This is a genomic window from Streptomyces sp. NPDC002680, assembly GCF_042889145.1.
Lineage (GTDB): Bacteria > Actinomycetota > Actinomycetes > Streptomycetales > Streptomycetaceae > Streptomyces > Streptomyces adonidis.
In genome coordinates, this window is record NZ_JBIAQP010000026.1 from 59,145 (window position 1) to 81,246 (window position 22,102).

Below are 22,102 nucleotides of genomic sequence, written 5' to 3' on the forward strand. Positions count from 1 at the left end.
GGGGCGTCAGCGGGGAGGAGCAGCGGTCCTCCCCGGTCCGGGCTGCGGGACCTGGACCAGGGAGGATTCACGGCTGGGGTTCTCGGCTCGTTACGGTGTGGTCAGCTCGCCGGCGCGCAGGGCGGCGGTCACTCCGCCGTCCATCAGGAGGTCGGCGCCCGTGATGAATCCGGCCTCGCGGCCGAGGAGGAAGGCGGCGGCAGCGGCGACCTCCTCGGGGGTGCCGAAACGTTTGGCGGCCGACACCTCGCGTACCTTCTCGAACCACTCGCGGCGCGGGCCGGACAGCTCGTCGAGGGCCAGTGGGGTGATGATCACGCCGGGGCTGACGGCGTTGACCCGGGCTCCGCGCCTGCCCCACGCCGCGGCGGCCGTCTGCACACGCAGCGAGTTGGCTCGCTTCGAGAGGGCGTAGGCGTGGACGGAGGTGCCGATCCGGTCTGGCTGGAGGAACGGCAGCGCGAGCAGTTGAGAGGTTTCGGTGGTCGCGAGTGCGTGCTCGACCTCGCGCGGATAGGGACTCTCCCGGTGCCCGGCCATGCTGGCGACCACGATGCCCGCCCCGCCGGGCGCGATCACCCGGGCGAACACGTCGAGGACGTACGCCGTGCCGAGCAGGTCGACCTGGAGCAGCCGCTCGACGGTCGCCTGGGTGGGGGAGACACCGGCGGCCTGGATCACCTGGGTGACCGCGCCCATCCCGGCGGCATTGGCGGCCAGCGCCTCTACCTGGGCAAGGTCGGAGATGTCGGTGGCCTGGACGGCCACGTCGTAGCCCTCGCCCCGCAACTGTTCAGCAGCGGCCTGCGACGCCTTCTCGTCGTGGGCGGCCAGCAGCAGGGTGCGTCCGGCGCCGACGCGGCGGGCGATGGCCAGTCCGATGCTGCCGGGGCCGATGACGACGACGATTTCCTTGACGGCCTTGGCTTCGGTGCTCATGCTCAGGTTCCTTCGTTCCATGTTCTCGGGGTGGTCGGATGCCCGGGACGTGGCCTGACGGACCGGTCGGCTGCTTCTTGTCGGCACAGGTCTCGGCCTTGCCTCGCGGCGCTCAGGTCCAGGCTTGACGGCCTTCCCGGGATCCGGAGCGAGCTTGCCGCTGCGGATCCCGGGTGATCGGCTAGGACGCCGAGTCGGCGAACAGGGCCGTGAAGTTGATCTTCCCCTGCTGCAGTTTCGCGTCGCGGGACTGGGCGAACCCGCCGTCGGTGATGTACAGCCGCTGCCCGCGCACGACGGTGGCGGTCGGTGAGGCAAGCCCGTCCTCGCTGGTCAGTACGGTCCTCTTGGCGCCGTTGGGGTAGATCACCGCGACCTCGTCGATGCTGTTCAGCGCGGCGAACACCACGTCGGACCGGCCGCTCAGGAAGTTGAAGTCGTCGATGCCCACGACCCCGTCCGCTACGACATGGACCCGGCCCGCAGAGCCGGAGGCGGTGACCGGCACCTGCAGCAGCGTGCCCTTGCTGAAGTTGGAGACCCACACGGCACCCTTGTGGAACCGGAGCCCGTTCGCGCCCAGCGGCAACGGGGACTCGACCGGTGCGAGGTTGGCATCAGACAGCCAGCGGGTGGCCGTACCGCCCGTGACCGGAACGGTCCAGACGGCGCCCTGGAAGCTCTCGGCGAGATACAGGGTGCGTCCGGCCGGGTCGATGGCCAGGCCGTTGGGAAGCGCACCGGCGGGCAGGGCGGCGATACGGCGGGGGCTTTCGCCCCGAGGCAGCTTCCACACCCCGGACCGGGCGGCGTCGTTGGAGGACACGTTGTAGTAGACGGTGCCGTCTTGGCCGCGTGTGTTGCCGGTGATCATGTCTCCCGGCTGCCCGGCGACGAGCACCGCACGGTGGTGCCCGGACGCGTCGACCCGCACGAGCGCCGGCCGTCTGCCCGCCGAACCGCCCAGCATCGAGACGGTCAGCGAGCCGTCCGGGTTGAGGGTGACGTTCTCCGGCGCGTCACCGACGGCGAAGTCGAACGCGGACACTGTCCTCACCTGGGTGACGACCGGTTTCGACCGTGTGTGGTCCGGCGCGGCGGACGCGTACGGGGCTACCGCCGCCGAGACGAGCACGGCCGACGTTACGGCAACCGCCGCGAGTCCGGACCGCTTCTTCGGGGGGATTCGTCCGTGGTTCATCGCATTCTCTTCTTCTTGCGGCCGTGCCCTCGCCCAGCCCTGGGTAGTCCTCAGTGAGGGCCGGACAGAACTGGAGGAGGAGCAGCGGCTCCGGTATCGGCCACCCACGACGGTGAGCAGCTCGGCGGGATCGGTCAGTCGGCCCCGTTCAATGCGATGCCGCCGCGTCGGCGTCGCGCGAGCAAGCACGATGTGTTCCGGCGCCAACGGTTCGAGGCGTTGCGGGTGGCTAATTGGCCCGATGCCAAGCTAGGGGCCCGGGCGGGTGAGTGACAGGCCGGGCTGTGCCGGGGAGCGCTGTTCAGGGTTGTGGCACAGCCCCCCACGCGCCGAACGGACGGGATCGGACGGTCCTAGCCGAGTGTCGCGCGGGCGTCGCCCGCGGAGCGCCGGATGGCGTCGGCGGTCAGTTCCCGCACCTTGCCCGCGGGCACCGGGACGCCCGGGACCTCGAAGAACCAGCGCCCCGTCTCCTCGTCCGTCAGCCCCTCGGGCCGGGTCGGCAGGTACGGCTGGACGTACACGAGGGTGCCCGGCTCGCTGCGCCAGCTGTCGGCGAGCGTGCCGATGTCCACCGCGTCGTAGCCCAGGACGTCCAGCAGTTCGGTCACCTGGGTCTTGGCGGCCACGTCGTCACCGGCGACGGGCAGGGCGCTGCGGTCGGCGGCGCCGGAGGGGCGGGCGGAGCTGAACAGACGTACGAAGTCGATGTTGTTGAAGGCCTTGACCACCTGGGAGTCGGCAAGGTGGCGCTGGACCAGGGCGCTTGAGGTCTGCCCACCGGTGTCGAGGCCGGCGATCCGGCCGTCGCGCTCAGGGTAGTAGTTCATGGTGTCGATGACGGTCCTGCCGGCCAGGGCGGTGGCGGGCAGCTGCGCATAGCTGTTCAGCGGGACGGTCGCCACTACCAGGTCACCGGCCCGCGCCGCCTCGACGGGGGTGGCCGCGCGCGCCTGCGGGCCGAGTTCGGCGACGAGGTCGGCGAGGGTCTCGGGGCCGCGTGAGTTGCTCAGTACGACATCCAGGCCGGCGGCTACGGCGAGACGGGCGACCGCGCCGCCGATGTTGCCGGCGCCGATGAGGCCGAGGGTCTTGGTCACTGGTGGATCTCCTTGTGGGGTGAGCGAGTTGGCGTGGAGTGGCGGGGTGGTCAGCGGCCGGTGGTGAGTACGGCGGTGCGCCGGGACCATGAGCCGGTGACTGCGGCTTCCAGGAGGAAGGCGGCGACGTCGGCCCGGGAGATCCTGGGCAGGCCGGGCAGACGGTCGAGCGCGGTCAGGTCGATGGCGCGGACGTCGCCCGTGGCGGGCTTGTTGGTCAGGAGCACCGGGTAGGCAAGCGTCCAGTCCAGGGCGGAGGCGGTGAGGATCCGCTCCCCGGCGGCCTTGTCGGCGAACGTGGCCCTGCCGCCCGAGTTGTAGAGGAGCCGGGCGAACGCGGAGGCCTTGGCCAGGGAGTCGCCGACCCCGAACGCCGACATGATCAGTACGCGCTTGGTGCCGCTCTCCTCGGCGGCCCGGACCAGCGCGCGCGTGCTGTCCGCGATCAGGTCGCCCGGGTCCCTGGCCTTGCCGAGCCCGAGCGTGCCGACCACCGCGTCGGTGCCGCGCATCGCCTCGGCGAGCGCGCGGGCGTCGCGGACGTCCCCCTCGACCACGGTCAGCCGGTCGGCGGGGGTGGCCTTGGAGGTGTCGCGGACGAAGGCGACCACCTCGTGTCCGGCGACGGTGGCCCGCTCCGCGAACAGGGTGCCGGTGGCACCGGTGGCGCCAAGGAGGAGGAATTTCATCGGACGGCTTCTCTCATCGGGAGCCTCAGCGGCTCACTGTTGGTTCACTGCGGCATGTGCTTACGAAAGTATAGTACTTACTTGGAATAAGTACATGACCCGTTTAGCATGAGCACATGAGTCGAGGGACCGACCGGGTGGCCGGGATGAGCGTGTTCGATCCGCAGTGCACCTCCCGGGAGGTGCTGGAGCACGCGACGGGCCGCTGGGGTGCCCTGACTCTCGCCGCCCTGGTTGACGGCCCGCTGAGGTTCGCCGAGGTGCGTCGCAACGTGTCCGGGGTGTCCGACCGGATGCTGTGGCAGACCCTCCAGCGACTGGAGGACGACGGACTCGTCACCCGCACACCGCACCCCACGGTCGCCAGACGGGTCGACTACGAACTCACCGCTCTCGGCCGCCCGATCGCCGAGCGCGTCTGCGACCTGATCGACGCGATCTACGAGCAACTGCCCGGCATCGTCGCCCACCAGCGCGCGAACGCCACCGGCTCGGTGGCACCCGCGGAGGACACGGCCGACTGAGGGCGGGGCTTCTGCGGGCCGTTGTCCGCGCACACGCACACGCGTACCGCACACAGGTGCCACACTGGAAAAATGGATCACGAGCGGCAGACCGGCGGTCGAAGTGCCGACAGTGAGCTGGGCTGCTTCCTGCGGGCCCGCCGAACCCAGGTCCTGCCCGCGGACGTCGGCCTGCCCACTGGTCCGGGTCCGCGCCGTACGCCAGGCCTGCGCCGCGAGGAGATCGCCACGCTCGCCGGGGTGAGCATCGACTACTACACCCGCCTCGAACGAGGTAAGGAGACCCGGCCCAGTCCGTCCGTCGTCGAGGCGCTGGCCTCCGCCCTGCGTCTGGGCGAGACGGAGCGCGCATATCTGCGTGACCTGGCCGCTTGCACAGCCCGCGGCGGCGACGAGGCTGTGCGATCGGATCACGCCGTGCGGCGTCCGACCGTGGACCGGGGCGTCGAACTGCTCCTGCGGACACTCCGGCCCAACCCCGCCCACGTCGTCAGCCGTACCTACGAACTGCTCGCCGCCAACCCCAGCGGTCTGCGCCTGCTGCCCGGCATGGCCGACACCCCGTCCGAGGAGCGCAACGTCGTACGGTGGCTCGCCCTGCATCCGGGGGCCCGCGTCCTGTATCCGGACGACTGGGAGAACCAGATCCGCGGCTGCGTAGCCCGGCTGCGCGCACTCACCGGCACCGACCCCGAGACCCCCGGTCTCGGCCGCCTCGTCGCTGAACTACGTGAGAAGAGCCCGGACTTCGCCGAGTTGTGGGAGCACTACGACGTCCAGGGTCATACCGTCGGCACGAAGACCTTCCACCACCCGGAGTTCGGCGTCTTCACGCTCGGCTTCCAAGCGCTCGACCTGGACGGCACCGGCGGTCACCGCGTGATTTTCTACTACGCCGAGCCAGGCACTCCCACGTATGACGTGATGGTGCTCCTCGACATGGACCAGCCCCGGACCGGAACCGGATCGCCCGCCGGCACCTTCACGGCCAACCGGCACGACTGACGGCCACGGCCCCCCTCCCACGGCCCGCACCGGGTCGTGGGAGGGGGGCCGTGCACACTCAAGGTGCTGGAACTCGAGTGTGCAGTCACCGCTGGGGCCTGAGGTCAGCGCTCCATCATGCGCATGTTGGCTTCGTCGTTGGTGTCGCCGACGGCTGGGGGCAGGTTGTCGAGCTTCTCGATCTGTTCGGTGGTCAGTTCCACGGCGTCGGCGGCGGTGTTCTCCTCCACGCGAGAGACGCGCTTGGTGCCGGGGATCGGGGCGATGTTGTCGCCCCGGGTCAGCAGCCAGGCCAGTGCGATCTGCGCCGGGGTGGCACCCGCTTCCGCGGCGACGGCTTGGATCTCGTCAACGATGCGCAGGTTGTGCTGGAAGTTGTCGCCGGCGAAGCGCGGGATGTTCGTACGCAGGTCGGTGTCGTCGAAGTGGCCGGTGGAGCGGATCTTTCCCGTGAGGAAGCCGCGTCCCAGGGGCGAGAAGGGCACGAAGCCGATGTTCAACTCGCGCAGCAGTGGCAGTACCTGTGCCTCCGGGTCCCGGGTCCACAGGGAGTACTCCGACTCGACGGCCGCGATGGGGTGTACGGCGTGGGCTCGGCGGATCGTCTCCGGCCCGGCCTCGGACAGCCCGATGTGACGGACCTTGCCCTCGGTGACCAGTTCGGCCAGTGTCCCGACCGTGTCCTCGATGGGTGTGTCCGGGTCGACGCGGTGCTGGTAGTACAGGTCGATGTAGTCGGTGTCCAGACGCTTGAGCGAGCCCTCGACGGCGGTCCGGATGCTGGCCGGGCTGCTGTCGAGCTGCCCGGACGGGCGTCCGCTGTGGGAGACGATGCCGAACTTCGTCGCCACCACGGCCTGGTCACGGCGGCCCTTGAGCGCCCTGCCGAGGAGCTCCTCGTTGATGTACGGGCCGTAGACCTCGGCGGTGTCGAGGAATGTGACGCCCAGCTCCAGGGCCCGGTGAATGGTACGGATCGACTCGGCGTCGTCCGTGCCCGCTCCCGTGTAGGCGCCGGACATCGATACCAGGCCCAGACCGATACGGGAGACCTCCAGGTCTCCCAGCTTGATGTGCTTCATGGCAGTTCTCTGTTTCTCTGGCATTTGTCGGACTTATTGCGTATTGTGCTCCGCCTGCGGTAGCAGGCGGTGAGGGGCATAGCCGGGGGACACGGCAGTGAAGGGGCCCGTCAGAACCAGGTGGGCAGGCGGGGCACGTAGGGCTCCTCCAGCGAGCGGATCTCCTCGTCGGTGAGCCGGAGGTCGAGTGCGGCGGTGGCGTCGGCCAGGTGGTGGGGTTTGGTGGCGCCCACGATCGGTGCCGAGACGACGGGGTTCTTCAGGACCCAGGCCATCGCGACCTGCGCCATCGGCACGCCGCGGGCCTCCGCGATCTTCTGCACGGTGTCGACGATGGCCTGGTCGCTGTCGAGGAACAGCGGCCGGCCCTTGGGATCGGCGACGGGATAGTCCTTCCCACGGCGTGTGGAGGACTGGGCACCCCAAGGACGCGCCACCCATCCCGCGGCCAGCGGGCTCCAGGGGATGCTGCCCACGCCCTGGGCGGCGAGCAGGCCGAACATCTCCCGCTCCTCCTCGCGGTGGATCAGGTTGTACTGGTCCTGCATGGACACGAACCGGGTCCAGCCGTGGGTCTGCGCGGTGTGCTGCATCGTGGCGAACTGCCACGCCCACATCGACGAGGCCCCGATGTAGCGGGCCTTACCGGCCTTGACCACGTCGTGCAAGGCCTCCATCGTCTCCTCGACCGGAGTCTCGGGGTCGAAGCGGTGGATCTGGTACAGGTCGATGTAGTCGGTGCCCAGGCGGCGCAGTGAGGCGTCGACCTGCTCCATGACGGCCTTGCGAGATAGCCCCGCGCCGCCCGGGCCCTGGTGCATCGGCTGGAACAGCTTGGTGGCCAGGACGATGTCGTCGCGCTGGGTGTACTTCTTCAGCGCCCGCCCGACGATCTCTTCGGACGTGCCCAGGCCGTAGATGTTCGCGGTGTCCCAGAAGGTGACGCCCAGCTCGACGGCCTGGCGGAAGATGGGTTCGGCCTCGTGGTCGTCGAGCACCCACGGCATCCGTTTCGCCGGGTCACCGAAGCTCATGCAGCCCAGCGCGATACGGCTGACCTTCAGTCCGGACGTTCCCAGACGGGTGTATTCCACGGTTGTGCCCTTTCTCGGAGTGTGGGCCCTTCAGGGCCGTGGTGTGGCGTTGCGGCCTGGTCAGCATTCAAGGAGGCGCATGCCGGCCTCGGCGTGGCTGTCGCCGGTCGCGGGGGCGAGGTTCGTTGGGCTGCTCGGTCTGCTACGCGCCTGCCACCGGGGATCACGAAGCGACCTGGATTCTGTGATCCCGCGCTTCCGCATGCTTGGCGCGGAAATCGGCCGTCTTCGGTGTCCATCGCCGGGTGGCCGTCCGGGCAACGCGCCTCAAGGGCGCCTGCCTGCGGGCCGCAAGATCTTCCCCCCGTCCTGGCGGGATCACCCTCGGCCACCGGTCCAGAGGGCTGGAAGGTGTGTCGGTCAGGATCGTGGACGTCGTGGCTGTTCGGCCGTCGCCTCCGTACGCGCGGCCGGCTGCTGCGGTGCTGTCAGGTCGAGCAGGAGCATGGCGTCGTGGTCGGGGGTGCCGGGTTCGGCGGTGTAGACGCCGAGGCGTTGGCCGGGGGTGTCTTCGAGGTGCATGCTCTGGCCGCTGAGGGTGAGGACGCCGACCTGGGGGTGGTGGAACGTCTTCTGGGTCTTCTTGCGGCCGACGACGTCGTAGCGGTCCCACAGCTTGGCGAAGTCGGGGCTCTTGAGGAGGAGTTCGCCCACCAGGTGGGTGAGGTCGGGGGCGTCGGGGTCGATGCCCGACTGGGTGCGCAGCCGGGCGACGCAGCCGCGGACCTGGTGGTCCCAGTCGGGGAAGAGGGTGCGTGCGGTGGGGTGGAGGAAGAGATAGCGGGCGACGTTGCGCTGGGTGGCGGGCCAGTCGGCGATGCCCGCGAACAGGGCGAGGCCGCCGGGGTTCCAGGCGAGCAGGTCCATGCTGCGGCCGATGACGTAGGCGGGGCTCGGCCGCAGTGTCTCCAGGACCAGTTTGAGGTGGGGGCGCACGGTACGGCTGGGCGGCGGCGGAGGCTCCGGGGCGTACCGCGCGGCTCTGGTGGCGAGGTCGCGCAGGTGCTGGTGCTCGGCCTCGTCCAGTTGCAGGGCGCGGGCGAGGGCGTCGAGCACGGCGGGGCTGGGGCGGGTCTCCTTGCCGCGCTCCAGACGGACGTAGTAGTCGATGCTGATCCCGGAGAGCGTGGCCAGCTCCTCGCGGCGCAGACCGGGCGTACGGCGCAGCCCGGTGCCGACGGTGAGCCCGACCTGACCAGGGCTGGTCTGGGTGCGACGCGCACGCAGGAACCGGCCCAGCTCTCCGCCGCTGCCCCTGTCCGTGCTCTCCTCGGATGCCATAGCGCCAGTGTCACACCGCGCTGACCTGGGTGGCAGGCGCGTGGGGGGCCCTGTCATTACCCCGAATGCTGCTCCCCGGCACAGCTCGACCTGCCACCCGGGCCGGAGAGGCGGGATGCTCGAAGAACCCGCGACAGGCAAGGAACACCCCCATGCAGACCGTCACCCTCAACAACGGCGTCGAGATGCCGATCCTCGGTTTCGGCGTCTTCCAGATCCCGGCGGAGCAGACCGAGCGGGCCGTCACCGACGCCCTGGCCGCCGGTTACCGGCTGCTGGACACGGCCGCCGCGTACGGCAACGAGGAAGCCGTCGGTCACGCCATCAAGAACAGCGGCATCCCGCGCGAGGAACTGTTCGTCACGACCAAGCTGTGGGTCCAGGACGCGCCCGCGCAGGAGAACACGAAGCGCGCCTTCGAGAGCTCCCTGACCAAGCTCGGCCTCGACCACATCGACCTCTACCTGATGCACCAGCCCTACGGTGACGTGTACGGCCAGTGGCGTGCCATGGAGGACCTGAACCGTCAGGGCCTCACCAGGGCGATCGGCGTCGCCAACTTCTACCCCGACCGCCTCCTCGACCTCACCCTCAACAACGAGATCACCCCCGCGGTCAACCAGATCGAGACCCACCCCTTCTTCCAGCGCACCGCCGATCAGGAGCTGATGCGCGAGCACGGGGTGCAGATCCAGTCGTGGGGCGGGTTCGCCGAGGGCAAGAACGACCTCTTCACCAACCCGGTCCTGAGCGAGATCGGCGAGAAGCACGGCAAGTCCGTGGCCCAGGTCGTGCTGCGCTGGCTGACCCAGCGCGGCGTCGTCGCGATCCCCAAGTCGGTCCGCGCCGACCGGATGGCGGAGAACATCGACATCTTCGACTTCGAACTCACCGAAGACCAGATGACGGCCGTCGCCGCCCTGGACACCGGCGGCTCACTGTTCTTCGACCACCACGACCCGGCGATGGTCGCCTGGCTCAGCGCCCGCCGCCTGGACACCTGAGCCGACAGCCAGCAGCGCCACCGCACAAGAACAAAGCCTCGCGCGAGTACTCCTCCCGTACAGCCCCAAGCACCCGCCCGGGAGGGCCAGCTCCTTGACGTCCTCGGACGGCACCCACCTCACGGACCAGGACCTCACCATGTCCCAGAAGCAGCACATCACCGACGTACTCATGGTCGGCGCGACCGGCAGCATCGGACGGCTCGCGGTGGAGGCCGTACAACGGCACGGTCTGCGTCCGCGGGCGTTGGTGCGTGACGTGCGACGGGCCCAGGAATTGCTCCCCGGCGTCGAACTGGTGCGGGGCGACCTGGAGGATCCCGCCTCCCTGCGGAACGCGGTCGGCGGAGCCGACGCCCTCGTCCTCACCCACGGCTCCGGCGGGGACTCCCGCGCGGACGCCCGTGCACACGTCGACTACGGCGGCGTACTGAACATCCTGCAGGCACTGGACGGCGCCAGGCCGCGCGTGGCGCTGATGACCTCCATCTACGCGACCCGCAGCGACATCCCCGGCGCCACCCCCTGGAAGCGGCGCTCCGAGCGCCTCCTGCGGGCCAGCGGCCTGCCGTACACGATTGTCCGGCCCGGCTGGTTCGACCACGCGGGCCCGACGCAGCGGCGCCTCGTCCTGGAGCAGGGCGGCACGGCCGACGGCGGGGTCGCACGCGATCAGATCGCCGAGACGCTCGTCCGAAGCCTGCTGACGACCACCGCGTTGGGCAAGACGTTCGAGCTCATCGCCACCGAGGGGGAGGAGCCGTCCGACTGGGCGGAGCTCTTCGGTGGCCTGAAGACCGACGAATCCAGCTCCGTGGACGGCGTATTGGACCCGTCCGACCTTCTCGTCGAGGCCGAACCGCAGGCAGTGCGCGCGGATCTCGCTGCCGTCCGTTCCCTTCGTGGAACCGGCGGATGACAGTTGGCGGATTCGACAGTGGGAGGGACGAACCTGCCGTGCGAGGGCGACGCACGCTCCTCCGCGGTGTACTTCTGGGAGGAGCCACCATCATGACCGGTGTCCAGGTCACAAGCTGTTCCACGTCGCAGTCGGGCGAGGCGGCGCCGGAGGCCGGCGAGCGTTCCCCCGCGACGCCCTCGTCCGGGAAGCGGGTCCTGCTGGCCTACTTCTCCCGGCCGGGCGAGAACTACTTCAACGGCGGGCGCACCGACCTCAAGACCGGAAACACGGAAGTCCTCGCCCGCATGATCGGTGAGCACATCGAGTGCGACGTGCACCGCATCGAAGCCGCCGACCCCTACTCCGACGACTACGACGAGACGGTCGCCCGCAACGTCCGCGAGCAGAACGCCGATGCGCGGCCGGTCATCGCCAACCCCCTGTCAGGGATCGACCGTTACGACGTGGTGCTCCTCGCCAGCCCCATCTGGAACGTCCGCGCCCCCATGATCATGTCGGCCTTCGCCGAGAGGTACGACTTCCGTGGCAAGACGGTCCACCCGGTCACGACGCACGCGATGAGCGGCCTGGGCACGACCGAACGTGACTACGAGAAGATCTGCCAGGGCGCGACCATCGGGGAAGGACTCGCGGTACGCGGCGAGGAAGTACGGAATGCCGATGCTGAGGTCCAGTCGTGGCTGCGGCGCATCGGTGCTCTCCGGGGCTGACCCGTTCGAGCCAAGCGGCGACCGGTGGCTGGCCCACACCATCGGTCGCTGTCGCCCGGACCTCACCTTCGGCGGGCAGCAGAATCGTCGACACTGCTGTCTGCTGGGAGATGGCCGTGCTGTTGATCGGGCATATCGTCCGGGCGCCGCTCCAGTCGTATACGCCGCCAGGCCGTGTCGAATGAGAGGTTGCCCCGACTGGCCCGCGCCCGCCGCCATGCACGCCAACTCGTCCACGGCGAGAGCAGCCACCGCCACACTGACGCTCTCATCGGACCATCACATCCGCGAGGTCGAGTCCGATATCGGCTGCCTTCTTCACGACGCGCCTGCCGGATCCATCGCGGCGTGCCCGTTGAGCAGGGCCTGTGCCTTCGCGGCGTGGTGTGGTCGCCGGGCGCTGTCCATGCCGTCGGCCAGGAGGGTGTACACCATGCGTTTCTGCGACGGGTCCGGGAAGCTGGAGAGGAACTCGCGGAGATCTTCGACGGCCTCGTGCTCAACGGTCCGCTCGGCTTCGGGGCGGTGCTGCGCGAACACCCCCGACCGTGGTCACATTGTCGGTAAAGGGCGGGGCGTTGGGACCAGTTGGCGTTATCCCTGCACGATCCACCGCACCAACAAGGCGGCAGGGTAGGCCAGTTCGGTGGCGAGAGCGTCGGCCTACTGCCGTCGCGGAATGTCGGTCATAGGCGCGCCGCGTTCCCGCTTCACTGTGTTCTTCGAGATGCCCCGATGCCGGGCGATAGGCGGATCGCCATTTGCTTGGCGCAGACCAGGAAGGCTCTTGGAACGGACACGTTCGGAGTGGGCCGCGGCGATGCTGTGGGACGTGCCGTCTCAGTTGTCGGGCGCTGAGGCTGATGCCGTGGCGGCGAGGCTGCCGAGAATCTGGATCCGTTGCTCGGTCGGGGATCCGGCGGCGCTTGTGTAGGCGAACATCGTCCATCCAGGGTAGTCGGGCAGGTTGACGGCCTCGTAGATGAATTCGAGGTCGCCGACGTCGGGATGGCGGATGCGCTTGGTGCCGCTGTTGTGGAGACGGACATCATGGGCCGACCAGCGGCTGCTGAAGGCGTCACTGCGGGTCACGAGCTCACCGATGAGGTCGGTCAGGTGCGTGTCGCGCGGGTTGCGGCCTGCCGCTGTGCGCAGGGCCGCGGCGGTGGTGTCCGCCGCGTGCTCCCACCGCGGGTAGAAGGTGCGCGCGGCGGGGCTGAGGAAGATGAACCGTGCGTTGTTGTTCTGGGCGTCCGGGTCGTCGAGCAGCGGGGCGAGCAGGGCTCGGCCCAGGGGGTTCAGGGCGATGATGTCGGCCCGCTGGTTGACGACCCATGCCGGTGCCCCGGTGAGCGCGTCGAGGAATCGCTGGAGCGAGGGGCGGATGGTCGAGGGTGTGGGGCGGGAGCGGCGGCGGTTCGGGGAGGGGTTCGCGGCCTGGGCGAGGTCGTGCAGGTGCTCGGTTTCCGTGTCGTCGAGGCGGAGCGCCCGGGCCAGGGCGTTGAGCACTTCAGGAGAGACCCCCGCGAGGTTGCCGCGTTCCATCTTCGCGTAGTAGTCGCTGCTCATCCCTGCCAGCATGGCGACTTCCTCGCGGCGCAGGCCCGGCAGGCGGCGACGGCCGCCCCCGACGATCCCCGCCTGCTCGGGGGTGATCCGGTCACGTCGTGTGCGCAGGAAGTCACGCACCTCGGCCTGATTGTCCATGGCATCCACGCTACGACCCGGTCGGCATTTGTAGGAGTGACTGCCAGTACACGTATAAGCCGTCCCTCGCGCCCCTGCTGGGCCGGTGCTGCAATGGCTACATCGAGGTGATCCGGACCATTCGGATCGCCGCACGTCGGCCACCCGAGGTGGCCGACCACACAACGTCACCACGAAGGACTGAACACGATGAGCCAGAACCGCCAGCAGGGACGCGTCGCCGTCATCACGGGAGCTTCTTCCGGCATCGGTGCCGCGACCGCCCGGTCCCTCCACGCCGCGGGCTACCGGGTCGCGCTTCTCGCCCGCCGCACCGACCGCATCAAGGCCCTCGCCGACGAGCTCGGCGACGGTGCGATCGCGATCTCCGCCGACGTCACCGACCGCGACGCGCTCGTCGCGGCGGCGGACCGGGTCAAGCAGGAGTTCGGCGGCACGGACGTGCTGGTGAACAACGTCGGCGTCATGCTGCTCGGCCCGTTCTCCGCCGAGCAGAGTGACGACTACCGCAAGATGATCGAGGTCAACCTGCTCGGCGCGATCACGGCCACCGAGGTGTTCCTTGACCAGATCAAGGACGGCGGCGGAGACCTGATCAACATCTCTTCCGTCGCGGGCCGCGTCGCGGGGCCGGGCAGCGGTGTCTACTCGGCCTCCAAGTGGGGTGTCAACGGCTGGTCGGAGTCGCTGCGTCAGGAACTGCTGCCCGATGTCCGCGTCACCCTGATCGAGCCCGGCGTAGTCGACACCGAACTGCCCGGCCACATCACTCATGAGGCAACCCGGCAGGGCGTTCAGCAGGCCTATGACGTCGCCACGGTCAGCGCCGAGGACATCGCCGAGGTCATCACCTTCGCTCTCCAGCGTCCCCGGCACCTGGCCATCAACGAGATCCTGCTCCGCCCCGCAGACCAGGCCCTCTGACCACCCAGCCGCGCCGGAGGCGGCCGACACTTGCCCGCAGGCATCAAGCACACCCTTGTGGAACTGGCCCCAGGCGCCAGGTTCCCGGCCACCAACAGTGGCAGCACAGCCGAGCAGGCCATCATCTCGGCGGCCATACGGTCTCATTCAATCCTCGGGAGCAGCAATGCGCGTGGTCGTCTTCGGAGCAACGGGCATGGTGGGGCAGGGGGTGGTTCACGCGTGCGTCGCGGACCGCGACATCGAGGAGATTCTGCTCGTCGGACGAACGGCGTCGGCTGAACACCATGCCAAGGTCCGGCAGGTCATCCACGGGGACTTCACCGACTTCACGGCCATCGAGGGGGAGCTGGAGGGTTTCGACGCCTGCTTCTTCTGCCTCGGCGTCTCGGCGGCCGGCCTGAGTGAGGAGGAGTACACGCGGATCACGCACGACTACACCCTCGCCGCCGCCCGTGCTGTCGGCGCTCACAACCCCGGCCTGACCTTCACCTACGTCTCCGGCGAGGGGACCGACAGCACGGAGGCGGGCCGTTCCACGTGGGCCAGGGTCAAGGGCCGCACGGAGAACGAGCTTCTGGCGATGCCGTTCCACGCCTACATGTTCCGGCCCGGGTACATCCAGCCGCGGGGCGGCATCGTGTCCAAGACGCCTGCTTACCGTCGGCTCTATCGCCTCACCTCGTGGCTCTCTCCGCTGCTGCGCAGGCTGGCACCCGGGTATGTGACGACGACCGAGCACTTGGGGCGCGCGATGATCGCCGTCGTGGCACTTCAGGGCGACGGTTGCAAGGTGCTCTCCAGCCGAGACATCAACCGGCTCGGTGCCCCTGCTGAGGCCGGTACGGTGCCGGGGCAGTGACGAATGGCCACGCGTGGGGGCGCATCTCGGAGGAAGCGCACTGACAGGGTCACGACCTGCCTGCCCACGAATCTGCGCGACATGCCAAGGGAAGCGGCAGCATCACGTCCCGCAGCAGCATCGCGATGTCGACCGAGGTGTCGGACTTGCAGCGTGAGCCGGAAGGCCGGCAGCCCGTGCGTGTAGTGGTCGAGCGCGAGGGTCAGGGTCGCTGTGACCGCGTCGCCGAACACGGTCTCGCGCAGCTTCACCGGAATCGGGGCCGAGTCCAGCACCAGGACCTGGCCCGGGCGGTGGACCACCATCCGGCCCGAGACACCGGCCTCCGCGGCGGCCTGCGCCGTCCGTCCGTAGCGTGGCCGGGCGCCTCCGGGGCCGAACCACTCCTTCCGGACGTCCGCGAACGTCCAACGGGAAGGCATCTTCTCGGCCGGAAACGCCGGAAAACGCTCGCGCATGTACTGGTTCATCAACCGGTGCCTGGCGGCCAGACTCAGGCGGGCGCGTTCCCCGCACTCAGCCTTGACCGCGAAGATCGCCTCACGGACCTCCTCGGTGACGCTGCGATGGCCACTGCGTCGCCGGGTCCAGCGTCCGTCCGCGCAGGCCAGCAGAAGACTGTCGCCCGCGAGTCCCGACAGACGCTCCACGTCCGGAAACTGAGGTGCTGCAGACCGAGCCGGACTGCCTCTGGACGGGGCATCGCCTTCATCTCCGCCGCCTTCGCGTGCCGCCGCTGGGTCAGCGTCGTGCGGTCCGGGTCGTAAGCCGGCGAGGCTCTCCGGGCAGGGCCCGAGCCGGGTGCCCCTCCCGGAACCCCGTCTCGGCCTCCAGCACATGCGCAGCCCGCAGCCGGGCCCGCTCCAGCTGGTCCTCGGTCAGGTCGGCCAGTGTCCTCGGCTGCCGTGAGACCGGTGCCGGCAGCCCAGGCACTTCGGCAGCCGGAAGGAGCCGCAGGTCGGGGTGGTTGATGAGCCAGAGAAGGAGCGGGTCTCAGGAACTCACCTCCTGGCCCGATCATGAACCCGTGGGCCATGGAGACGGACAGCCGCTGGCCGGGAACCGCCATCCGTTCGCGGCCGAGCCCTCGGGGGCATCGGCTTCCAGAACGCGCGGGCCGCCCTCATATTCGGGGGCCGGGGGCAGGGCGAGACCGCCCCAGAGCTTTTGAAAGGCGACAGCCCGGTCGATCTCGGCATCCGGAATCCCGTGCTTGAGCCATGCCTCCCGACAGGGCTTGAGATCGCGGTGTGGAACACGCATCCCGTGTCCCTCGACGAAGACCGAGCTCGCCGACTCAAGCCTTCAGGCGCCCGAGGAATCACTGGCACTCGGGGGTCTGCCGTCACGGTTGCTGCCTCTCGTACGGAGAGGTTGGTACGGCCGGGTGCGGCGGTACCAACGGGTGCGGAGAGCTGGACCAACGGACGGGGTCGCCGCCGGGGCCGCCGGTGAGCCAGGAACCGTCGCTCAGGGGCACCAGCTCGTACGGGTTGCTCGCCTCGACGGTGAACACACCGCTGAGGGTGCCCGTGCGTACGTCGACCAGGTGGTAGCGGAACCACTCCTCCTCGTCCTGACTCTCACCGCCCAGGGCGACGATGGCCGTGTTCCTCGGTCAGGTAGCCGCCGCTCCATTCCACGAAGGACTCCTCCGGGTCGTACCCGAAGGCTTCGACGGGGAGGGTGAAGAGCGCGTCCCCGTTGGGATGGTCGTGAAAGGCGACGTCCGCCTGCCCGTGGTCCACGGTCATGAACTGGTGCCCGGACGGAGCCAGGTCGATCAGGCAGCGGTCCTGCCACCCGGGTACGTCACGAACTCCGGCTCGCTGTCCGCCCCACCCGTGTCCCTAAGTGCGATACCGTCGCCGCCTTGATCGTCTGGCTCCGCGTACGACGGGCCTGGGCAGGTCCTAGGCGATGTCCTCCGCCGCCAGGACAACACGGCGTCCTTCGGGGTCGATGGCGACGATCCGCACCGATGCGTCCTGGCCCTCGCGGACCCTTTTGGCAAGGTCCGCGACCGGCTCGGTGAGCGGAACGAGCCCTTCGACGCAGTCGGCGATGCGCACGAAGTATCCGATCGGTGCGATCTTCGTGACACGTCCGGCGACGACTTGACCGATACGCTCCACGAAACGAGGGAGCAGGTCCTCGTGCTCCCTCCACTCCCGCAGGCCGATACCCACCTGGTGATTGTGCTCGGCATGCCAGACCACCTCGCCGACGATGTGCTGTCCCACGGTCGGCAGTTCCATGCACCTGGGCATCCTGTCGACTCTGGCCAGGCCAACCGCCTCAGGGTGGCCGTCAATGGTGAGGAAGACGCCGAAGGGCTGTCTACCGACGACCTCACCGGCGATCGAGGTACCGACAGGCAGAGAGCGAACCGTCTCGGGCCAGGCCGTCGCGGCACCGGCCGCCGTGCACCTGCCGTTCTCAGAAGGCCAGGAGTACTCGCTCATGTGCCGATCATGGCAAGGGACGGCGGCTCCTGGACGTGCGCCGAATCGCGGGGCGCGACGGCCGGGCCCCCGCCGCTCCGCGCGCCCAGCGCATCGGGAGTCGTCCTGTCAGTCCGCGGGCTGATCGCTTCGGGCATAGGACTCGACCCGTGCCACGACGACGGGCTGCCCAGCGCCCGGCCGACATGCTCCTGCGACGGATCGAGGGAGCGTCGGGCCGCGTTGACGAACTTCAGATGCGCCTCGTACAGACCTCGGTGAATCGGCCGCAGTAGCGGTCTCGGGACTGGCCACCAAGGACAGCGAGTGCAGCGCCGCGTTGAACGGCTCCCAGACGACCGCCGGTTCTCGCTTGTCGAGGAAGGCATGGCGCAGCTCCATCTCCACGGCTCCGAACGCCTGCAGAAACTTCTCGTACGCCACAGTCCGGGATTCCTACAACCACTGCCGGTTCTGGCTGAGCCGCCCGACGACACCGCCCGCGATGACGCCGACTACGGTAGCCGCCACGCCGCCCGCAGTGGACATCAACAGCGCCCATGGGACAGACACGTCACGTCCCCCTCCCAGTGAGAATCCACCCTTCTGATCATCAGGATCTCAGGCGGTCGGCAGTCATCCAGCGGGTCCAGCTTTTCGACCCCGCGCACTCGGCACGGAGTGGGGCCCTCTATGTGTCACGCGGCGGGCGCGGACCCGTTCGTCGGGCCACCGGTCAACTGGCTCATGGCGCGCTGCGCCAGTGTCTGCTCGTGGAGGCGGCGGGCGGATTCGAGCAGGCGGATGCTGTCCGGCCCCCACATGCGGCGCAGGATGTAGCGCTCGTAGGGGCCCTGCTGCATCAGCCAGGCGATCGGCAGGAAAAGCTTCGCCGCGCGGGCGGCGCGCTTGCTCCTGCGCGGGCTGAGGCCCATCGAGTGGCGCGTCCTGGCCGGCAGCGCGCCCATGATGGGGAGTTCGATCGCCGTGGTCTGCAAGACGTACGGGATGGCCGCGCGCAGGTGTGAGATGTGGAAGTTCTGCTTCACCGTCTGCATCACGAGTTCGAACCAGTCCTCGCCCGTTCCGGGAGCGAGGTTGACCGTCCGGCTGGGTTCGAAGAGTTCCGCGTACTTCTCGTAGAGGGCTCCCAGTTCGGCCATCGAGGTGGGGATGTCCTCCTCGGGCGCGCCGACGAGCCGCAGGTAAGCCGCCGTCTCGGCGATGAACTGGTCGCGCTGCTCCGGGGAGAGGCGGTGCGGCTTCCTCCCGTCGCGGAAGGCGAACGCCTCGTAGACGCGAAGCATGGGGTGCATCTCCGTCAGCGCGGCCCACATGGCGTCGCGCGGCTCGCTCGCCGCATAGCCGCCGAGCTCGGGACGCGCGATGTCGATGACATCACCGGCCACCTTCTTGTGGATGGCGTGGAGGTGCTTGGCCATCAGCTTGGCGGTCTTCGTGTCGCCGAGCCACATGGGCGCGTGCATGCCCGAGTTGCGCGACAGCCGGTCGAACACGTCCAGCATGGTGAGCGTGCCCTCCCGCGCCTTGCGGGCCATCGGGTCGCGGTCGCGCAGGCCCGCGTTGATCGGGTTGTAGCCCTTCGTCTGCACCGCGCTCTGGGCGGCGTTCAGGAAGACGACGGTGGCCGGGTGGAGGAGGACCTCCCAGGCGACGCTTCCGGGACCGAAGAGACCGTAGTCGGGGGTGCCGTCCTCGTGGAGCGACCCGCCTGCCGGGGTCGGCTCGCCGAAGCGCCGCCAGCGCTGCTCCGTGCCGAGGAGATCTTCCCTGGTGATCTTGATTTTGGCCGGCTTGGTGCCGTGACCTGCGGCGACATTGCTCATTACGAACTCCTTCGTTCGGCTCCCACTTTAATTCCCGCCCGGGAATTGAAGCTGCCAGCAAGCTATGCTCGGGTGTGCGCCGCGTCAACCCCCATGAGGCATGAGAGGCAGAAGCCGTGAACGTCACAGAACGGACACCGGCGACCGGCGGCCGGAGGGGACGCGGACGACGGGCGGGCATCGACCTGGAGCGCATCATCGAGGCGGCCCGTTCCCTGGACACCCGCACACTGACCATGCAGGCCGTGGCCGACAAGCTCGGAGTCGACCGCAAGGCGGTCAACCACCACGTCAGCGACCGGGAATCCCTGCTGAAGCTCCTGGCGCTCGACACCTTCTCCAAGGGCTCACCAGGCGTCGAGATCCCCCTGGACGCCTCCTGGCAGCAGGCGTGCCGCATCTACGCGGCCGCCTTCACCGACCGCCTGATCGCCGCGGACGCCCTCGCCGAACACCTCATGCCGGACGACTCGCTCTACATCCAGTTCATTGAACCGGCCGAAGCCGTCGCGAAACGGATGACCGAAGCAGGCTTCGACGACGAGGGCACGGTGCGCTGCCTCGCCCTGCTGACCAACCTCTGCTGGGCCTACGCCCGCGACGCCCTCTACGTCGCACACAGCGGCGAACGCCTCCGACCACGACTGACCCGCGAAACCGTCGAAGGACGCGACCGCGGGGCATTCGAGCACCTCGCCCGGATCGTCGACCGCGGCATCGACACCTACGACCGCAGCCAGTTCGACCTGAGCGTCGAGATCTTCCTGCGCGGCGTCGAGGCAGTCCTCCCGCACGGCGAAGCCGCCGACCCTACGCACGGTTCAGAGGCAACCGTAAGGCCCTCTCAGGCCTGACCGCGCCCTATTCGCCTTCGTCGACGACCATCGACACCCGGGTTCCCAGCCCGACGCTCTACGTCGTCGCGCGGGTCGCTGTCGCCGCGGTCTGGGGACACGCCCCGGCGTGCCATCGTTTCCACCGTGACCTGGTGTTGAGCCCAAGAGGCCCTGACAAAGGCGTTGGACGTGTCGGTGGGTGATCAGGCAGGTGACGAGGCCGAGGAAGGCTTCGTAGATGTCGTCGCGTCGTTCCCAGCGGATCCGCAAGCGGCGGAAGCCGTGCAGCCAGGCGATGGTGCGTTCGACCACGTACCGGAAAACGCCCAGGCCGAAGCCGTGGGGTTGGCCTCGTTCGGCGATGACTCGGGCGAATGCCACGGGCCCAGAGCAGGCGGCGGTACTTGTCGTGGTCGTAGCCCCGGTCGGCGAGCAACACGTCGGGGCGACGTCTGGGCCGGCCGACGACGCGGGACATCGCCGGGACCTTGTCCAGCAGGGGCAACAACTGCGTGACGTCGTTGCGGTTTCCGCCCGTCAGCGACACCGCGAGCGGAACGCCCTGGACGTCGGTGAGGACGTGGTGCTTGCTGCCCGGACGTGCGCGGTCGACCGGACTGGACCCGCTCTTGGGCCCCGCCGGGCCGCCCGCACATGGGAGGGAGGAGTCGATCACCGCCCGCGACCAGTCCAGCTTCTTCGCCGCCCGCAGCTTCTTCAGCAGCACCAGGTGCAGTGCGTCCCAGACCCCGGCCTCGTTCCACGCGGCCAGACGCCGCCAGCAGGTCATGCCGGAACCGAAGCCCAGCTCCTGGGGCAGGTATCCCACTGGATGCCGGTGTGCAGCACGAAGAGGATCCGGCACAAGGCCTGCCGGTCGGGAAGCCGAGGCCGCCCCTCCACCAGCTTCGGACCTGGCTGGGGCAGCAACGGCTCGATGAGCGACCACAGTTTGCCTCGACCCCCAAAAAGGAGGCAGGTCGACTCTCCCCTAAGGGGGAAATCCCTGGTCACCGTTGGCGACCGCCTTGATAACGATCGTTCACAGACCTACATTCGGGTCATCGGCGGTCGCCAGGGTGCCGCCCTCGCGCTGTTCTTCCGATGACGAAAGGACCACTGAGTCAATGGACGAGTTCACCGACGTGACGTACAAGGTCGACAACGGCCTGGCGTGGATCACGATCAACCGGCCCGAGCGGTACAACTCCTTCCGGGCGCGGACCGTGGACGAGCTCGTCAAGGCGTTCAAGAAGGCCTGGGGGAGCAGCGAGGTCGGCGTCATCTGCCTCACCGGCGCCGGCGAGAAGGCGTTCTGCACCGGTGGTGACCAGAAGCAGCGGGCAGAGACCGGCGACTACGGCCCGTCCGACTCCGGGCTGTTCGAGATCGACACGCTGCACCATGTCATCCGCGACGTGCCCAAGCCGGTGATCGCCGCGGTGAACGGGTTCGCCATCGGCGGCGGACACGTGCTGCACGTGCTCTGCGACCTCACGATCGCCTCGGAGACCGCGGTCTTCGGACAGAACGGGCCACGGGTCGGTTCCTACGACGCAGGGTTCGGCACCGGTTACCTCGCGCGGGTAGTCGGCGAGAAGCGAGCCCGGGAGATCTGGTTCCTGTGCCGCCGTTACAGCGCCGCGCAGTGCGAGAGCTGGGGCCTGGTCAACAAGGTCGTCCCGGCCGCCGAACTGCACGCCGAGGTGCGGACCTGGGCTGACGAGATCCTGGCGCTCTCACCCACCGCGCTGAAGATGCTCAAGCAGTCGTTCAACACCGACACCGAGCAGTTCGCCAGTGTCGGGCAGATGGCCTACTCACACCTGAAGCTGTTCGGCGAGTCCGCCGAGGCCCAGGAGGGCATCACGGCCTTCGCCGAGAAGCGCAAGCCCGACTTCGCCGCCTACCGCGGCAACTGACCGCGCGAA

The 22,102-nt window shown here is 69.0% G+C and carries 21 protein-coding genes and 2 pseudogenes; 9 read left to right on the forward strand and 14 right to left on the reverse strand.

All coding sequences use genetic code 11. From position 1 onward, the window contains the following. Positions 1-90: 90 nt before the first annotated feature. The 4 genes from ACFYXF_RS46535 to ACFYXF_RS46550 form a co-directional block, all read right to left on the reverse strand. Positions 91-939, reverse strand: a complete 849-nt coding sequence (locus ACFYXF_RS46535) for an SDR family oxidoreductase (RefSeq protein ID WP_389359434.1) — start codon at positions 937-939, stop codon at positions 91-93. A gap of 181 nt (positions 940-1,120) precedes the next feature. Next, the gene (locus tag ACFYXF_RS46540) at positions 1,121-2,140 is read right to left on the reverse strand and encodes a hypothetical protein (protein WP_389359436.1); all 1,020 of its coding nucleotides are present in this window, start codon (positions 2,138-2,140) and stop codon (positions 1,121-1,123) included. A 353-nt stretch (positions 2,141-2,493) separates the two neighbouring features. Further along, positions 2,494-3,240, reverse strand: coding sequence for an NADPH-dependent F420 reductase (locus ACFYXF_RS46545; protein WP_389359438.1), 747 nt, complete (start codon positions 3,238-3,240; stop codon positions 2,494-2,496). A gap of 50 nt (positions 3,241-3,290) precedes the next feature. Next, positions 3,291-3,929 (reverse strand): NAD(P)-dependent oxidoreductase, encoded by a 639-nt coding sequence (locus ACFYXF_RS46550; RefSeq protein WP_389359440.1) that lies wholly within the window; start codon positions 3,927-3,929, stop codon positions 3,291-3,293. Between the two features lie 116 nt (positions 3,930-4,045). Between ACFYXF_RS46550 and ACFYXF_RS46555 the strand changes: the two genes are divergently transcribed. Together ACFYXF_RS46555 and ACFYXF_RS46560 are read left to right on the forward strand one after the other, a co-directional pair. Then, positions 4,046-4,453 (forward strand): winged helix-turn-helix transcriptional regulator, encoded by a 408-nt coding sequence (locus ACFYXF_RS46555; RefSeq protein ID WP_389359442.1) that lies wholly within the window; start codon positions 4,046-4,048, stop codon positions 4,451-4,453. Between the two features lie 72 nt (positions 4,454-4,525). Continuing rightward, a complete protein-coding gene (locus tag ACFYXF_RS46560; RefSeq protein ID WP_389359444.1) occupies positions 4,526-5,458 on the forward strand; it encodes a helix-turn-helix transcriptional regulator in 933 nt (310 codons plus the stop codon). A 104-nt stretch (positions 5,459-5,562) separates the two neighbouring features. Here the strand turns inward: ACFYXF_RS46560 and ACFYXF_RS46565 are convergent, their stop codons facing one another. The 3 genes from ACFYXF_RS46565 to ACFYXF_RS46575 form a co-directional block, all read right to left on the reverse strand. Further along, positions 5,563-6,540, reverse strand: coding sequence for an aldo/keto reductase (locus ACFYXF_RS46565; RefSeq protein ID WP_389359446.1), 978 nt, complete (start codon positions 6,538-6,540; stop codon positions 5,563-5,565). 110 nt (positions 6,541-6,650) lie between these two features. Further along, a complete protein-coding gene (locus ACFYXF_RS46570; protein WP_389359448.1) occupies positions 6,651-7,634 on the reverse strand; it encodes an aldo/keto reductase in 984 nt (327 codons plus the stop codon). A gap of 360 nt (positions 7,635-7,994) precedes the next feature. Beyond that, on the reverse strand, positions 7,995-8,915 hold the full coding sequence (locus ACFYXF_RS46575) for a helix-turn-helix transcriptional regulator (RefSeq protein ID WP_389359450.1): 921 nt from the start codon (positions 8,913-8,915) through the stop codon (positions 7,995-7,997). A gap of 152 nt (positions 8,916-9,067) precedes the next feature. Between ACFYXF_RS46575 and ACFYXF_RS46580 the strand changes: the two genes are divergently transcribed. The 3 genes from ACFYXF_RS46580 (at position 9,068) to ACFYXF_RS46590 (ending at position 11,551) form a co-directional block, all read left to right on the forward strand. Beyond that, positions 9,068-9,919, forward strand: coding sequence for an aldo/keto reductase (locus tag ACFYXF_RS46580; RefSeq protein ID WP_389359452.1), 852 nt, complete (start codon positions 9,068-9,070; stop codon positions 9,917-9,919). A gap of 94 nt (positions 9,920-10,013) precedes the next feature. Next, entirely contained in the window at positions 10,014-10,838 is an 825-nt protein-coding gene (locus tag ACFYXF_RS46585) for an SDR family oxidoreductase (RefSeq protein WP_389359454.1), read from the forward strand. A gap of 92 nt (positions 10,839-10,930) precedes the next feature. After that, positions 10,931-11,551, forward strand: a complete 621-nt coding sequence (locus ACFYXF_RS46590; protein WP_389359456.1) for a flavodoxin — start codon at positions 10,931-10,933, stop codon at positions 11,549-11,551. Positions 11,552-11,869: 318 nt separating this feature from the next. Here ACFYXF_RS46590 and ACFYXF_RS46595 read toward each other — a convergent pair whose 3' ends face one another. Together ACFYXF_RS46595 and ACFYXF_RS46600 are read right to left on the reverse strand one after the other, a co-directional pair. Then, positions 11,870-12,091: a hypothetical protein gene (locus tag ACFYXF_RS46595; protein WP_389359458.1), complete on the reverse strand. Its 222-nt coding sequence runs from the start codon at positions 12,089-12,091 to the stop codon at positions 11,870-11,872. 300 nt (positions 12,092-12,391) lie between these two features. Continuing rightward, complete coding sequence (locus ACFYXF_RS46600; protein ID WP_389359460.1) at positions 12,392-13,258, reverse strand: helix-turn-helix transcriptional regulator; 867 nt, start codon at positions 13,256-13,258, stop codon at positions 12,392-12,394. Between the two features lie 189 nt (positions 13,259-13,447). Here ACFYXF_RS46600 and ACFYXF_RS46605 point away from each other — a divergent pair, with 189 nt between their 5' ends. Both ACFYXF_RS46605 and ACFYXF_RS46610 read left to right on the forward strand, forming a co-directional pair. Continuing rightward, positions 13,448-14,182 carry an SDR family oxidoreductase gene (locus ACFYXF_RS46605; protein WP_389359462.1) on the forward strand — a complete coding sequence of 245 codons (735 nt, stop codon included), beginning with the start codon at positions 13,448-13,450 and terminating at the stop codon, positions 14,180-14,182. Between the two features lie 166 nt (positions 14,183-14,348). After that, positions 14,349-15,044 (forward strand): NAD(P)H-binding protein, encoded by a 696-nt coding sequence (locus tag ACFYXF_RS46610; RefSeq protein ID WP_389359464.1) that lies wholly within the window; start codon positions 14,349-14,351, stop codon positions 15,042-15,044. On the opposite strand, the gene ACFYXF_RS46615 is transcribed toward ACFYXF_RS46610, so the two are convergent. From ACFYXF_RS46615 to ACFYXF_RS46630, 4 genes and pseudogenes are all read right to left on the reverse strand, one after another. Continuing rightward, a complete protein-coding gene (locus ACFYXF_RS46615) occupies positions 14,957-15,694 on the reverse strand; it encodes a hypothetical protein (protein ID WP_389359466.1) in 738 nt (245 codons plus the stop codon). The genes ACFYXF_RS46610 and ACFYXF_RS46615 overlap by 88 nt on opposite strands. A 695-nt stretch (positions 15,695-16,389) precedes the next feature. Continuing rightward, positions 16,390-16,920: pseudogene (locus ACFYXF_RS46620) on the reverse strand (hypothetical protein); the annotation flags it as partial. A 37-nt stretch (positions 16,921-16,957) separates the two neighbouring features. Further along, positions 16,958-17,509, reverse strand: a complete 552-nt coding sequence (locus ACFYXF_RS46625) for a S1 RNA-binding domain-containing protein (protein ID WP_389359468.1) — start codon at positions 17,507-17,509, stop codon at positions 16,958-16,960. Positions 17,510-18,186: 677 nt separating this feature from the next. Beyond that, the gene (locus ACFYXF_RS46630; protein ID WP_389359470.1) at positions 18,187-19,335 is read right to left on the reverse strand and encodes an oxygenase MpaB family protein; all 1,149 of its coding nucleotides are present in this window, start codon (positions 19,333-19,335) and stop codon (positions 18,187-18,189) included. A gap of 116 nt (positions 19,336-19,451) precedes the next feature. On the opposite strand from ACFYXF_RS46630, the gene ACFYXF_RS46635 reads away from it, so the two are divergent. Continuing rightward, entirely contained in the window at positions 19,452-20,189 is a 738-nt protein-coding gene (locus tag ACFYXF_RS46635) for a hypothetical protein (protein ID WP_389359472.1), read from the forward strand. Positions 20,190-20,351: 162 nt separating this feature from the next. On the opposite strand, the pseudogene ACFYXF_RS46640 reads toward ACFYXF_RS46635, so the two are convergent. Further along, positions 20,352-21,122 (reverse strand): annotated as a pseudogene (locus ACFYXF_RS46640) (IS5 family transposase); the annotation flags it as partial. Positions 21,123-21,298: 176 nt separating this feature from the next. Here ACFYXF_RS46640 and ACFYXF_RS46645 point away from each other — a divergent pair. Continuing rightward, entirely contained in the window at positions 21,299-22,093 is a 795-nt protein-coding gene (locus tag ACFYXF_RS46645; RefSeq protein WP_389359474.1) for an enoyl-CoA hydratase-related protein, read from the forward strand. The last annotated feature ends 9 nt before the right edge of the window (positions 22,094-22,102 follow it).